12 protein-coding genes are annotated in these 14,398 nt (G+C 59.1%); 7 read left to right on the top strand and 5 right to left on the bottom strand.

The window, feature by feature from the left end; genetic code table 11:
• Nucleotides 1-105 precede the first annotated feature (105 nt).
• Both NQ014_RS07135 and NQ014_RS07130 read left to right on the top strand, forming a co-directional pair.
• Nucleotides 106-1,563 carry a metallophosphoesterase family protein gene (locus NQ014_RS07135; protein ID WP_257074501.1) on the top strand — a complete coding sequence of 486 codons (1,458 nt, stop codon included), beginning with the start codon at nt 106-108 and terminating at the stop codon, nt 1,561-1,563.
• A gap of 150 nt (nt 1,564-1,713) precedes the next feature.
• A complete protein-coding gene (locus NQ014_RS07130) occupies nt 1,714-2,529 on the top strand; it encodes a hypothetical protein (RefSeq protein ID WP_257074500.1) in 816 nt (271 codons plus the stop codon).
• Between the two features lie 112 nt (nt 2,530-2,641).
• Here the strand turns inward: NQ014_RS07130 and NQ014_RS07125 are convergent, their stop codons facing one another.
• The gene (locus tag NQ014_RS07125) at nt 2,642-4,360 is read right to left on the bottom strand and encodes an AMP-binding protein (protein ID WP_257074499.1); all 1,719 of its coding nucleotides are present in this window, start codon (nt 4,358-4,360) and stop codon (nt 2,642-2,644) included.
• Nucleotides 4,361-4,724: 364 nt separating this feature from the next.
• On the opposite strand from NQ014_RS07125, the gene NQ014_RS07120 reads away from it, so the two are divergent.
• The 3 genes from NQ014_RS07120 (at nt 4,725) to NQ014_RS07110 (ending at nt 8,063) form a co-directional block, all read left to right on the top strand.
• Nucleotides 4,725-5,042 (top strand): hypothetical protein, encoded by a 318-nt coding sequence (locus NQ014_RS07120; RefSeq protein WP_257074498.1) that lies wholly within the window; start codon nt 4,725-4,727, stop codon nt 5,040-5,042.
• A 159-nt stretch (nt 5,043-5,201) separates the two neighbouring features.
• The gene (locus NQ014_RS07115; RefSeq protein ID WP_257074599.1) at nt 5,202-7,886 is read left to right on the top strand and encodes an ATP-dependent Clp protease ATP-binding subunit; all 2,685 of its coding nucleotides are present in this window, start codon (nt 5,202-5,204) and stop codon (nt 7,884-7,886) included.
• Nucleotides 7,887-8,063, top strand: a complete 177-nt coding sequence (locus NQ014_RS07110) for a hypothetical protein (protein ID WP_162837151.1) — start codon at nt 7,887-7,889, stop codon at nt 8,061-8,063.
• A 52-nt stretch (nt 8,064-8,115) separates the two neighbouring features.
• On the opposite strand, the gene NQ014_RS07105 is transcribed toward NQ014_RS07110, so the two are convergent.
• Both NQ014_RS07105 and NQ014_RS07100 read right to left on the bottom strand, forming a co-directional pair.
• Nucleotides 8,116-9,378, bottom strand: coding sequence for a lipase family protein (locus NQ014_RS07105; protein ID WP_257074497.1), 1,263 nt, complete (start codon nt 9,376-9,378; stop codon nt 8,116-8,118).
• A 62-nt stretch (nt 9,379-9,440) separates the two neighbouring features.
• Nucleotides 9,441-10,373 carry an A/G-specific adenine glycosylase gene (locus NQ014_RS07100; RefSeq protein WP_306438529.1) on the bottom strand — a complete coding sequence of 311 codons (933 nt, stop codon included), beginning with the start codon at nt 10,371-10,373 and terminating at the stop codon, nt 9,441-9,443.
• A 29-nt stretch (nt 10,374-10,402) separates the two neighbouring features.
• On the opposite strand from NQ014_RS07100, the gene NQ014_RS07095 reads away from it, so the two are divergent.
• Together NQ014_RS07095 and NQ014_RS07090 are read left to right on the top strand one after the other, a co-directional pair.
• Complete coding sequence (locus tag NQ014_RS07095) at nt 10,403-11,035, top strand: carbonic anhydrase (protein WP_042388218.1); 633 nt, start codon at nt 10,403-10,405, stop codon at nt 11,033-11,035.
• Nucleotides 11,036-11,039: 4 nt separating this feature from the next.
• The gene (locus NQ014_RS07090) at nt 11,040-11,762 is read left to right on the top strand and encodes a hypothetical protein (protein WP_257074496.1); all 723 of its coding nucleotides are present in this window, start codon (nt 11,040-11,042) and stop codon (nt 11,760-11,762) included.
• Here NQ014_RS07090 and radA read toward each other — a convergent pair.
• Together radA and NQ014_RS07080 are read right to left on the bottom strand one after the other, a co-directional pair.
• Nucleotides 11,759-13,318 (bottom strand): DNA repair protein RadA, encoded by a 1,560-nt coding sequence (radA, locus tag NQ014_RS07085; RefSeq protein WP_016421451.1) that lies wholly within the window; start codon nt 13,316-13,318, stop codon nt 11,759-11,761. The two genes, NQ014_RS07090 and radA, sit on opposite strands and share 4 nt — an antisense overlap.
• 292 nt (nt 13,319-13,610) lie before the next feature.
• Nucleotides 13,611-14,297, bottom strand: a complete 687-nt coding sequence (locus NQ014_RS07080; protein WP_257074495.1) for a hypothetical protein — start codon at nt 14,295-14,297, stop codon at nt 13,611-13,613.
• Nucleotides 14,298-14,398: the final 101 nt, after the last annotated feature.

Raw genomic sequence — 14,398 nt, 5'->3', positions numbered from 1 at the left:
TTGCGCTGTTTTAGCCGTGTGTCTTTTGTCGTTGCGTTCCTATTTTTCTGAGATTAGAGGGAGAGTTCATCTAATTTTCATCTTTAGGTTCTAGGCTTATTTGCCATGAGCATTTCCCGCCGGGCCTACCTCTCTGTTGCAACTCTTGCTGCAAGTTCAATGGCCGTCGCGAAAACCTCGGGAGCGTACGGCCTTGAGTACGTCACGTCGGGTCTGGGGCTTACCCAGTCGGATTCCAAGTCGTGGCAGGTACTGGCTAGTGACTTGGAGGTCATTACTGTCACAGACACGTCAGTGGCATTTACATGGGCAACATATGCTCCGGGAGTGCAGACAGCGTATGGCTTCATTAAGCCGACCGTTCCTTCGGATGAGCGGGTGTTGCTTGGTCCAGCGGATTCAACGCAGTTAGAGCTCGTGCACGAGGGGTACTCAGAGTCGGGCTACCACCATGTGGTCATTGACGGGTTGGAGCCGGGACGGGAGTACCGCTTTGAGTGCTGGTCACACAACTGCCGCGCGGTTCCGTCGCTGAATATCACCATGAGCAAAACGGCACCGGAGAAGACAGGCGTCGTAAGCACTCTGCCAGCGTTGGAGGGTGCACATTTGGCGACGTTCGCGCTGACGAATGACACACACATTGGTAAGCCCAATCATGACGGCATTCGCATTGGCAACCTCGGTCTTTCCTCCGATCCGGGGGAGCAGCCTTTTGCCTCTATGCAATTGCAGGGTCTGGTGGACACGGTAAAGGCTGCCGGGTTAGACACTCTCGTCATCAATGGAGATTGCACGGATAGCAACCGCCCTGAGGAGTATGACGAGCTCATCAGGGTTTTGGATACTTTCGGTGAGTTTGGGAAAAACTGGTTTGTTACCCGTGGTAATCACGATGTGCACCCGCCCGGGCTACCCAATATCAATGGTTTCCGGGGACGCGGAATCCGCAAGGGCAAGACCGCGGTTCCGGATTACTTCAGCCAGCGTCTTGTGCCAACGCAGCAGCACTGGTCGACTCGCGTCGGCGAAGTGCGCCTCATCGGTGTTGATACCGCCGAGTTTGGTTATGCAGGTGGACGTATTAATGAGCGTCAGATGCGTGCATTGCGTGCCGAACTCGCAGACGATCCAGAGCGTCCGACAATTTTGTTTGCGCATCACCCGTTTACTCAGGATGCGGTGCGTTCGCATTTCGGTGGTGAGGCATTCATGGTCGAGGCGCAGCAGGCCAAGATTTTCCAGGAGATTCTGGCCGCCACGCCGGGTGCCAAAGGCGTGTTCGCTGGTCATACGCACCGCAGCCGCCGTGGTATCGCTGACTACGGGGATACGGACTTCTGTGAGCGGGGTGCGGCACTCGGCTATCCGGGTGGATACACGCAGATTCGAATTCACACTGACGGTTACCAAATTAGCTACCACCGCACTACAACACCGCAGTCGCTGTCCTGGTCAACGAAGACTCGTTGGTCGATGTTCGGGTTGGAGCCAGAGTTTATGCTGGGAAAGATCTCCGATCGGAACTACGTCAATTTCTTCAAGAACAAAGTGCCGCTCTGAGCTAGTCCTAGCTTCAAGCAGGGTACGCTGGGCAATGCATAGTGTTAATGGAAAATACGTAGTGGCAAGTTCCGCTGTGGGGCGTAGCCGCAAGCCGCCACGTTATTGGCCGAGCACAAGTGTGGCTCTGATGTAATAAGGAATTTAGCGATGACCGACCAGTACAACCCGCGTTCGTCCTCCCCGCAGGATTGGGAGCAGGACGGTTATGCAACATCTGCCTGGGAGCAGCCGCAGGGCGGTGCTCAAGGCCAGTACCAGTACCAGGCGCAGGAGCCGAACCAGGGCGGTTACCCCCAGCAATATCCGGCTTATCAGCAGGCTCCGGCGCCTGAGCAGAAGAGCAACAACGGTCTGTACGTGGTTTTGGGCATCGTCGGTGTCGCACTTGCAGCGGTCGCCGGTATCGGTGGCGCGTACTACCTGAATAATTCCTCCGAAAATTCCCCGCAGTCTCCCGATACGGTTGCGGCAGGGGACTCGTCGTCAAGCACTGCGTCCCCGGCGCCGGTGGAGACGTACACGGAAACCTATACCCAGACCGTCGAGCCGGAAACGACGAAGCAGCCGGAGAGCAGCGCTCCTACCACTACGCAGAGGGGAAATTTTGGCCTCCGCGCGTTCGGTATGGATCGCGATGATATCGACGCCAAAGGTTGGGTTGGCAGTACCGCTCGCTGCTCGGGCGGGTATTACGCGCGTGTGCTGGCGGAGACGTCGTCGGGTAAGGCCGTGATTTGCGAGAATTCCAATAACCGCCAGCAGCGCCATTACATCGGTGACTTCGGTGAGATTTCGGATAGTCCGGATGCATACACAGTAGATAGCTTCTCCGGGAACCGTGCTGTCGCGAAGAATGGTGGCTACACGTATACCGTCACTCCGAATGCGGTAACCGTGACCCAGGACGGCGAGGAAATTTTCCGGGAACCCGTCACGGACTACGGTGTTTTGAACGCAGGCTAGTCAGCGCTGGTTCTTCCTTGAGCACACAAAAAGGACGCGGTAGCTTCCACAATGGAAGTTTCTACCGCGTCCTTTTCGTGTCTGCCGTTCGCCTTACGACGGTCCCTGCGCCCTAGGCCGCCTTCTCCTCGGTGGCGTTCTCCCACGGCTTCGGCAGGTGGCGAGGAACAACCTTGCCGACTGCGTTACGTGGCAGTTCATCGAGGAACACGGTCTCGCGCGGAACAGCGAACCGGCTGAGGCGCTGCTTGACGTATGTGCGAATCTGCTCATTAGTCAGGGCGCGACCCTCAGGGGAATCGTCGCGGACAACCCAGGCGACCAGGGCCTGGCCGAAGCGCTCATCCGGAACACCTGCGACTGCGCACTCGCGGATGCCTTCGAGCTGGCTGAGCGCATCTTCGGTCTGACGTGGGAAGACGTTCTCGCCACCGGAGACAATCATGTCGTCCTCGCGACCCGAGATGTAGAGCAGGCCGTTTTCCATTCGACCCAGGTCACCGGTGCAGACCATGCCGTCAATGACCTGCTTGTCCGCGCCGGGGCGGGTGTAGCCCTCATACAACATGTTGTTGCCCACGAAAATTCGACCGGTCTCGCCGTCGGCAACGCGGTTGCCGTCTTCGTCGAGAATCTGGACACGAGTGCCCAGCGGTGCGCGACCTGCTGTGGTCGGATTTGCCTTGAGCTCATCCGGGGTAGCAATGGTTGCCCAGCTGACCTCGGTGGAGCCGTACTGGTTGTAGAGAACCGGTCCGAAGCGCTCGAGGGTCTTGGTGACAATTCCCTCCGGAATGGCCGAGCCGCAGGATGCGATGACCTTCAGCGATGTCGCACCGATGTCGTAGTTGTCTGGGAGAATCTCAATCATGCGCTGCAGCATGGTCGGCACCAGGAAGATGGTGTGCGGAGAGTGCTGCTCGATAATGCGGAGACTGTCAGCTGGATCGAACTTGCGTCGCATAATCATGGTGGAACGCAGTGCGATGCACAGCTGTGCAGTTGCGAATCCCCAGGTGTGGAACAGCGGAGCCGCAAGGTAAGCCGGGCGGCGCTGACGCAGTGGAATGCGACTCATGATGGAAGATGCCGGCATCCAGCTGCGCGGCTCCGGACGCTTGGCTCCCTTTGGAGTGCCGGTGGTTCCGGAGGTCAGAATAATAACGCGGCCACGGCGCGGACGGCTTGGCAGCTCGGCGGTCGGCCACTTTGCCGGCGGTGCAGTCTTCAGCATCTCCTGCATGGAGGTCCAGCCCTCGCGAACACAGGAGGTATCACCGTAGTTTTCAAACCACGACACTGCGACCGGGCACTCATCGAAGTCCTCCGGCAGCATGTGAGTGAATTCCTCATCAATGAACAGGAAGTCAATCTTCTGCTCGCGAATTACAGCTAGAGTCTGCTCGGCAGCGGCGCCAGTATTGAGCAGCACCAGGTCGGTGCCGAGGCGACCGTGGGCGCACAGAGCCATAATGAAACCGCGGTGATTGCGAGCCAGCACACCGATGCGGTTGCGCTGCTGAATATCGCCGTGGCGGAGTGCCCGCGCCAGGGCAGTGGAGCGCTCGTGCAGCTCCTCGTAGGTCAGCGAGCCGCCGTCATCAATAATCGCGGTGTGGTGCGGATCGCGGCCGGCGGCGATGCCGAGGAGACCAGCTGGCAGGAAGTCCCAGCGGTAGATGGAATTTAATGCCTTACCAGCCGCGCCGGGTCCCATCGAGCCGAGGACACCAGCTTGCGTCACCGGTGCGAGACCGAGAACGAGGTCCGAGGTAGCTCGCGAAGCTTTGCGCACCTTATTGAGAATCGAGGTCTGTGGATCAGATGTCATAGTCACTCATCTTCCGTGGTTCATGTCCTGTGGTCTTCGGAGAGGCCTAATCAGGCGAAACCTCATCGGTAGGACCGCCGATTTAGTTTCTTTTACAGTAAGAATAAGTGTCCTAGGTCACTTTTGTGTAGCTTTTTGCAAAATTTTTTATCAGAAACGAATGATTGTGAAGATATGCAGCGTGACCAGGGAATACGTTCAAGATGCGGGGCTTTTTCTGTCTCGAGAGATGTTGTCGCCGCACTTAGAGCCTCCGTTTTGAGGTGATTTCTCTAGAAAAAGTTCTTGAAAGATGTTCCAATCCAACTGCGCCCTCGTCGCCGTAGTGGAGGGTGAAGCCATTCGTTATGACTTAGGGGAACCCATGAAGTCCACTCTCAAAGATCAAACTTTCCTACGCGTTTCGACAGCCCGAGTTGCCGTAGTCGGCGCAGTCGCAACCGGTGCGGCTTTCGGTCTTGCAGCATGTGGCGATAGTGATGACGTCGATCCGGCACCTGTCGAGACCACTACGGTGACTTCGACCGAGAGCGTGGACGACAATCGCAATGATCGCGATGATGACGACCGCGACGACGATGATGACGACCGAGATGATGATCGTGACGTCCACGATGGCGACGATGATGGCGACGACTGGGATGACGGACACGACGATGATGACGACCGCGTGAATAACTAGGCGTCCGTTCCAGGATGAAACTGCCGTTGTACCTCTCTTGACCAGACTGTTCGCTACTGGCGTACGGCTATAGGGATTAATCTGCGTCGCGTCGCGTTTAAGCTAGGTGAAACAACCTTTATTGAATTACGGCAAAAATAGACACTTGAAAGGGCAGTGATGTTCGAGAGGTTTACGGACCGAGCACGTCGCGTTGTCGTCCTGGCACAGGATGAGGCACGCGAGCTCAATCACAATTACATCGGCACGGAGCACATCCTGCTCGGCCTGATTAGTGAAGGCGACGGTGTGGCTGCCAAGGCGCTCGAGTCCATGGGTATTTCTCTGGACGCTGTGCGCTCTGAGGTGGTCGACATTATTGGGCGTGGCTCCCAGCCGCCGAGCGGTCACGTGCCGTTTACCCCGCGTGCAAAGAAGGTGCTGGAGTACTCTCTGCGCGAGGCTCTGCAGCTGGGGCACAAGTACATCGGTACTGAGCACCTGCTGCTCGGCCTGATTCGTGAGGGCGAAGGTGTTGCCGCTCAGGTTCTGGTTAAGCTCGGCGCTGACCTGCCACGCGTACGTCAGCAGGTTATTCAGCTGCTCAGCGGTTTCCAGGGCGATGAGTCCGATGGTTCTCCGGAGCAGCGTCCGGTCGGTGCTACTTCCGGCGCTCGTGTGCAGGAGGGTAACCACCAGTCCGGTTCGCTGGTGCTCGATCAGTTCGGTCGTAATCTGACCGTTGCTGCACGTGAGGGCAAGCTGGATCCGGTTATTGGCCGTGAGAAGGAAATCGAGCGCATTATGCAGGTTCTTTCTCGCCGTACCAAGAACAACCCTGTGCTGATTGGTGAGCCGGGCGTTGGTAAGACCGCCGTTGTGGAGGGTCTCGCGCTGGACATTGTCAACGGCCGCGTGCCGGAGACGCTGAAGGATAAGCAGCTTTACTCCCTCGACCTGGGCTCGCTGGTTGCGGGCTCCCGTTACCGCGGTGACTTCGAGGAGCGTCTGAAGAAGGTGCTCAAGGAGATTAACCAGCGCGGTGACATCATCCTGTTTATTGACGAGATTCACACGCTGGTCGGTGCCGGTGCTGCAGAGGGCGCAATTGACGCGGCCTCGATTCTGAAGCCGAAGCTGGCTCGCGGTGAGCTGCAGACCATCGGTGCTACCACGTTGGATGAGTACCGTAAGCACATCGAGAAGGATGCCGCTCTTGAGCGTCGTTTCCAGCCGGTGAACGTGCCGGAGCCGAGCGTGGATCTCACTATCGAGATTCTGCGCGGTGTCCGCGATAAGTACGAGGCTCACCACCGTGTCTCCATCTCGGACAAGGCACTGGTTGCCGCAGCTACCCTCTCGGATCGCTACATCAACGACCGCTTCCTTCCAGATAAGGCTGTTGACCTTATTGATGAGGCTGGTGCTCGTATGCGCATCAAGCGCATGACTGCCCCGGCTGACCTGCAGGAGATTGACTCCAAGATTGCCGATGTGCGCCGCCAGAAGGAAGCCGCCATCGACGAGCAGGACTTCGAGAAGGCAGCTGGTCTGCGCGACAAGGAGCGCAAGCTGGGTGAAGAGCGCCGCGAGCGCGAGAAGAAGTGGCGTGCGGGCGAGTCCGACACCATCGCTGAGATTGGCGAGGAGCAGATTGCGGAGGTCCTCGCTTCCTGGACGGGCATTCCGGTGTTCAAGCTCACCGAGGAAGAGTCCTCGCGTCTGCTGCGCATGGAGGATGAGCTGCACAAGCGCATCATCGGTCAGGAAGAGGCTGTCAGTGCTGTCTCCCGCGCTATTCGTCGTACCCGCGCTGGTCTGAAGGACCCGAAGCGTCCGTCCGGTTCGTTCATCTTCGCCGGTCCGTCCGGTGTTGGTAAGACCGAGCTGTCGAAGGCCCTGGCCGAGTTCCTCTTTGGCGAGGAAGACGCACTCATTCAGATTGATATGGGTGAGTTCCATGACCGCTTCACCGCTTCGCGTCTCTTCGGTGCTCCTCCCGGGTACGTCGGCTACGAAGAGGGCGGTCAGCTCACCGAGAAGGTGCGCCGCAAGCCGTTCTCCGTCGTGCTTTTCGACGAGATTGAGAAGGCCCACAAGGAGATTTACAACACCTTGCTGCAGGTTCTGGAAGACGGCCGTCTGACTGACTCGCAGGGTCGAGTGGTGGACTTCAAGAACACGGTCCTGATCTTCACCTCGAACCTGGGTACCAGCGACATTTCCAAGGCTGTTGGTATGGGCTTCTCGGGTGTCGGCGAGGCCGATGAAGACGGCAAGTACGAGCGGATGAAGGACAAGGTCCACGACGAGCTGAAGAAGCACTTCCGTCCGGAGTTCCTGAACCGTATCGACGAGATTGTGGTCTTCAAGCAGCTGAGCCAGGCCGAGATTGTCCAGATGGTCGACCTCATGCTGGCCCGCGTCAGCGACCAGCTCGGCGAGAAGCGCATCACCATGGAGATTTCCGACCGCGCCAAGAACCTGCTGGCCAAGCGTGGCTTTGATCCGGTGCTCGGTGCCCGTCCGCTGCGTCGCACCATCCAGCGCGAGATTGAGGATCAGCTCTCCGAGAAGATTCTCTACGGTGAGGTTGGTCTCGGCGAGACCGTCTTCATCGATGTCGAAGGCTGGGATGGCGAGTCCAAGGACGTCGACAAGGCGAAGTTCACCTTCACCAACAAGGGCAAGGTCGGTAACGTTGATGCCGACGGCGGTGCTCTGGGTGAGTCCGAGGAAGACAAGGACGTTCTCGGAAATGCTGACGGCACCCTGAGCGTTGAAGCCGACGACATCGAAGGTGCTGCTGACCAGGCCACTGCCGAGGCAGAGGTCGACTCCGATAACTCCGAGGGAGAGAACTAAATGGGTCTCCAATTTCGCAAGAAGCAGAACCTGGACAAGGACACGTGGCTGAATTACTCGGGTTCGGGAGTCTCTGGTTCTAAGCGTATCGGTCCAGTGACCATTAACAGCCGTGGCGGTTACACCGTCCGACTGGGCAAGGGCCTGACCTTCCGCGGTCGTTGGAAGAAGAAGTAGTTAGCGGCTGGTGGCTGGCGGTGGCCATTCCACCGCCCGCACAGCTAGTACGCTAGTACCCCATTTTCTGATTCACCCAGGCAAGCATCTCTTCGTGGGTGAGCACGTAGGCAAGGCCGTGCGTCCCATCACCGAGGTCAGTGTCGACCTCCACGTAGGTGATGTCGGCGCCGGCCTTTTGCCACTTCTGCACAAGCTCGCGTGCCGACGTCACGGGTAACACATCATCCAATGCGTTATGGGTAACGAACACGGGCAAACTGGGAGTCTTTGTGCCCAGAGCCTGCTCGTCCACGTGGCGTCGAACGACGGGGGAGAGCTCCGGCGAACGCAGATTCTCCGCTATCCCCAAGTCATTGGCCGTAAATGCCTTGGTGTCATTGCGAGGCCAACGTTCGACAGTGGCGCCAATGCATTCATCGGCTGTGAGCTTCAGGAAGTCCTGCCCGAGCGGGCTCAGCATGCGCTCGATTGGTTCTTTTGTCTCTGGGTACTCTGCAATCAAGCCGTTCATGAAGTAACCGACGAGCCCCGCCAGCGCCGAGCCGCGAATATGCAGCGCAGTGTCGGTGAGATCGGCCGGAATAGCCCCGGCGTAAACAGCGCGGATGTTCAGCTCCGAGGCGTACTCATCGGCTAGCTCGGCGGCTGCAGCGGTGGCACCTCCGCCCTGTGAGTAGCCGAACAGCGCAATGGGAGTATCTGCAGGTAGTTGTAAAGTTTCAATAGCCGCTCGCGCCATATCGAGCGTGTTATTCCCGGCAACCTCACGGTTGAGATACGGATGTACCCCGGGCGTGCCGAGCCCCTGGTAATCCACGATGGCAACATTCCATCCCTGTGCCAGCAACTGAGGTGCCGGAGGCGTCGGAGGTGCTTCGTAGCGCAGCGCAACCGAACTGGCACAGTTATCAGCCATCCCGAGAGTCCCCGGCGCAATCACCGCCAGAGGCCGTGGGGACTTCTCCGACCAGCGGGCATAGGGCTGCAATACGGTACCAGACACCGCTGTTTGGCGGTGGTCGCGTGCACCTGTGGAGGAAAACACGACCCGCTGTGCGCGTGCGGGCGCATTGACCGGAAATGGTGTCTGCGTAATTACCTGCCCCGGAGGCAATCGCTTCACCGCAGAAGAGTCAGAATCCGAGGAGCCGAAGTCGATCGAACCTAGCCCATCCACCGCTGAGCAACCACTGAGCCCGCCCGCGCTAGTGCCAATCAGAGAAATTCCGAGCACCATGCTCAGCGCAATTCTGCGCTTACTAGCCCCAAAGAGACAGCGTTGGCGCTGAGATTGATGGAGCGAGGCATTCATGTTCCCAATTCTAGGCAACGCACTTGTTCGAATCTGGTCTTTACTGGAGCATTGCCTCGGGTTTAACGGGGCAACTGGAAGCGGCCATCGGGGGTTTGCTCCGCAAGTCCGTCGTCAAGCAGGGAAAACAGTGCTCGGGAACGTTGGTGTGCATCATCCCAGACCGCATCGAGAGCGGCCTGTTCGACGGGGGAGTCGGCGGCGCGGAGCACGTCGAGAAGCAAGCCCCGGACTTGGCGGTCGGTGCCTTCGAACTTCTGCACACGCCGTTTAGCAGCGGCGATTTCGTGGTCTTCGGGTTCGGGGCGACCGGCGGCAATCCAGGCGCAACTGGTGGCGATGGGGCAGGCCTCGCACTCGGGTGTCGTTCGGCAGACGGTAGCGCCGAGTTCCATGAGCGCGACGGAAGTCTCGGCTGCAGTCGTGGGGTCGAGCGGTAGGAACTCTTCGACGAGCGCCATGTCGGCGCGTTTGGCGATGCCGGGTAAGTACGTGCCCTGGCGGTGTCGCCGGAGTACGCGGCGCACGTTGATGTCCACCACCGGCGTGCGCGCGCCAAAGGCAAACGCCGCTACCGCCCGAGCGGTGTAGTCTCCTACCCCCGGAAGGGCTAACAGCGTGTCCACGTCGCTCGGCACTTCGCCGTCGTGCTTTTCGACGATCTTTTCTGCGCATTCACGCAGCCGGAGTGCACGTCGGGGATAGCCGAGTTTTCCCCACATACGCAGGACTTCATCTTTGGGGGCGACTGCCAGATCGGCTGGGGTGGGCCATTTTTCCAGCCAGGCGCGCCACGAGGGGATTACCCGGGCGACGGGAGTCTGTTGACTCATCACTTCGCTGACGAGCACAGCCCATGGTGAAGTGCCTTCTTCGCGCCAGGGAAGTGGCCGCATGTTGGCGCGATACCAATCACGTAAGGCGGCATCGACGTGTTCGTCGAAGTCGTCGGATTGGTTAATTGCAGAGGTCAATCTACATTCTCGCTTTCCCATAAACAGCGGAGTCGTTGCACAATATAGCTATGAGCAATTCTGAGAGGACTCCTGAGAGTGTATGGCAATCGATGGTGCGCGGAAACCTCCGCTTCTGTGAGAGCAAGACTGCGCATCCCCGTCAGGACTTGGTTCGTCGTAAGCAGCTGACGCAGGGGCAGAAGCCGAAGGCCGTTGTGCTGGCTTGCTCGGATTCCCGTGCACCGGTGGAGATTATCTTCGATCAGGGCCTGGGCGATGTATTCGTGATTCGTACTGCCGGTGAGATCACCGACCTGTCGGTGCTGGCTTCGCTGGAATTCGCAGTTGATGGTCTGGGAGTTCCGCTGGTGATTGTTCTCGGCCACGAGTCCTGCGGCGCTGTGGCTGCGGCGAAGAATGCACTGGACGGTGGCGAACTGCCGGGTGGTTTCCAGCGTGTGCTGATTGAGAAAGTCACCCCGTCGCTGTTGGCGGCTCGCAAAGATGGCGAGACGGAAATCGACGAATTTGAGCGGCGCCACGTGCGCGAGATTGTTAATCATATTATTGATCGCTCGCCAGAGATTTCATCGCGCTTGGTGACCGGCGAGGTGGGCGTTGTCGGTATGCGGTACCGCTTGGAGGACGGACGCGCTGAGACCGTCGTTACCCATGGAGTCAGCGAGAACCCGCTAACCTAAATGTGTGACCAATAAGCTGCCTCCAGAAATCTACCGGCGTCGGCGTATCGCCGCGGCGGTGTTGCTCGTTATCATCCTCGTTCTCCTGGGCTGGGGTATTTCCGCACTGGTAAACCGGGACAGCGAGGATTCTGAACCGGTGAATGTCACCAGGGATGACGGGAAAGAAGTGACCCCTCCGGAACAGCCTAAGGAACCTTACGCGCCTAAGTCTGACCAGGGCTCGAAGAACGACAAGTCTGACAAGGATGCCAAGTCGGACGCCAAGAAGGGCGACAAGGAAGACGGGGATTCCGCGAAGGATGACGCTCAGGCGGCGCTTGCGAACAAAAAGGACTGTACCCTTGCAGACCTGCAGGTGACAGCTACCTCGGATCAGCCGAACTACGGCGATGAGCAGCCGACTCTGGCGATCACCGTCCACAATCCCACCGGTGGCGAATGCCGTGTGAACCTCGATGAGCATCAGTTGCGCTTCGAGGTGTACGACCTGGCAACGTACGAGCGCGTCTGGTCGGATGTGGACTGCAATGACTCCGAAGGCCACGGTGAACTGGTATTGGCACCGGGCGAGGAAGTCAACTATGCCGCCACCTGGTCGCGCTTGACCTCGGCGCCGAACAAGTGCTCCGAAGAAGACCGCGTCCCAGCGCCCTCCGGGTCGTACATCTTCTACGGCGTGATTGGTGACAACAACTCTGACGCCTACACGTTCAACATGCGCTAGCGCTTAGTTCCCAACCCAAGTTCAATGGCCTCGGCAACGGTGCCTGCTTCCAGCAGCCGCATCCCCGCCGGGCCTTTTGCGCCTCTGGGCACAATTGCCGTGTCGAAGCCCATTCGATGAGCTTCCTTAAGCCGCCACTCCAAATCGGTCACTCGGCGCACTTCGCCGGCCAACCCCAGTTCGCCGAGTGCAATGGTTTTATCCTGGAAGGTCCGCTTGGTCATGGATGAGGCCAGCGCCAGCGCGATTGCCAGGTCCGCGGCAGGCTCCGACAGCGTCATACCGCCGACGGTGGACACGTACATCTCCATGCGAGCCAACTGCTTGAAGTTACCGTGTTCAGTCAGCACGGCCGCGACCATCGGCACGCGGCGCGGGTCGAGACCGGAGACATTGCGTCGGGGATTATGGGCCTCGGTATTGATAACCAGGCCCTGCACCTCCGCCAGCAGCGGTCTGCGGCCATCCATAGCCACGGTGATTGCAGTTCCCGAGGTCGGCGTTCGATGATGCAAAAACAGCCCCGAGGGATCCTCAACTTCCGCAATACCGCCCGCGGTCTGCTCGAAGCAGCCCACTTCATCAGTGCTGCCGAAGCGGTTTTTCAGGCCGCGCAAGAAGCGTAGCCCCGAATGCCTATCGCCCTCGAAGTTGAGCACCACATCAACCAGGTGCTCCATTGTGCGCGGGCCGGCCACATTGCCGTCCTTGGTCACGTGCCCTACCAAGAAAATCGCAGTCCCGGTCTCCTTTGCCAACGCCGCCAGAGCAGAGGTTACGGCGCGAGCCTGGGCAACGCCACCGCGAGCACCTTCGACGTCGGCACGCATCGTCTGCACGGAGTCCACAATGAGCAGACCGGGGGAGAGCTCCAGCGTCAGGTCGATGACGTCCTCGATATTCGACACCGCCGACAGGTACAGAGAGTCCGACAGCGCGCCAGTGCGCTCGGCACGCAGCCGCACCTGGCCGACTGATTCCTCACCGGTGACGTAAAGCGTCGGCCCCAAATCGCCGTCCGCGCAGCGGTAGGCCACTTCAAGTAGCAGCGTCGACTTACCAACTCCCGGCTCGCCCGCCAAGAGCACCAACGAACCCGGCACAATACCGGAACCGAGCACTCGATCCAGCTCACCGATGCCCGTGCGCACCGCGTGCGCAGCCTTGGCGGAAATCCCCGTAATCGCGGTCAACTCGGAGGATGAGGTGGGGATTCGATCTGTTGCGGAGGTCTCGGCGAGGAAACGTTCCTCCGCCTCGTCGTCAAGCGCGCGCTGTGCTAGACGCTGGCTTTCAGCCGCAACGGAAGTGGAAGATGCTTTACGACGACCACCCCGCGCGCCGGGCTCCGTTGCGGCAGCGCTACGGCGACGTTGCTTGGCTGCCCGTGCGGCAATTTTGTCCTCCAGTGTGGAGGCGGACTTCCCACCGCTGGAGCGGATAGTGACCTTCTCTAGCGTGCCCCACTCTTTGCAGTTGGGACATTGGCCAACCCATTTCGACACCTGCCAGCCGCATGCTGAGCATTCGTAGGCTTCGTCTTTGGTCTTGGCCACGGTGCAACTACCTTTGCTTCAAGAGAGGGGACACGACAGACTCCACAACGTGTGTTGTGCGGTATGCGGTGAATGTCGCGAGAAAATTTACCCCAGATACGCGAGAGCGGGCCAGGGCAGTGTCAATGACTTGTGTCAAGGATGACTGTACTGCCGTGACCCGTATCAAGCGACCAATCGCCCATGCCCGCTCGATGAAGCGCCTCGCGTTATTTGCGGGACAGGACTGCGCTGTACCAGCGCCTAAAAGTGCGCTGCGCGCGAACAGCGCAGGAACACCACTGTGCTGCGTTTACTTGGATTCAATCATGCCGTCAGCACCGCGGTTCGGTGCGCCAGCTTCCAGAATGTCAGCGGAGATGGTGATGTCCAGGTCGTAGGTGTTGGTCTGGCCCTGCGGGTCAGTGAACTCGAAGGTGGCCTCGCGGTTCTGGCCGGCAGCGCTGCTCTTGCCTCCAACCAGGGTGGCTGGGTCCAGCTCGTTGGTGTAGTACGCGATGCAGCCGGTGCTGTCCTTGGCGGTCTTAGCCAGCGGATCGATGACGGACTTCGGGCCGGCAACGATCTGGCACTCACGCGGCAGGGAGTTCTCGCCCTTGGCAGCCTTAGCGAAGGAAGGGGTCTCAGCGACCTTCTTCAGCTCAACCTCGCCGATACCTTCAACGGTGACGGACTTCAGCTTGTAGACCGACTCGGTAGCGCGCTGCTGGTTGCTGGCGGAGAACTTCAGACCAGCGGTACCAGCCTCCGGGTCAACCAAGATGTGAGCGTCGCGGATGTTGACGAAGCCAAGAGCCGAGTTGGTGTTCTCAGCACCCTTGCCGGCAGCATCTTCGCCGCCGTTCATCGCACCGTCTACAGCCGGGTGCTGATTTGCGGTCTGCGAAATCTGACCGGCGCCACAAGCAGCAAGTGCAACTGCGGATGCTGCGGAGACGGTGATGAGGGCGCTGCGGCGGAGTACGGACTTGAAGGCCATGACTAGATTTCCTCCAGTAGCTTGAGGATGGGCGATAGGATTTTCAGTATTTAAAGAACACCTTAGTGTCTTCCTAAGATGTTCTCATACTACCCGTAAAA

The sequence above is a fragment of the Corynebacterium sp. 5QC2CO genome, assembly GCF_024580435.1.
Classification (GTDB): domain Bacteria; phylum Actinomycetota; class Actinomycetes; order Mycobacteriales; family Mycobacteriaceae; genus Corynebacterium; species Corynebacterium jeikeium_D.
The sequence above is the reverse complement of the archived record's forward strand: the minus strand, read 5'-3'. Positions and strand labels throughout refer to the sequence as shown.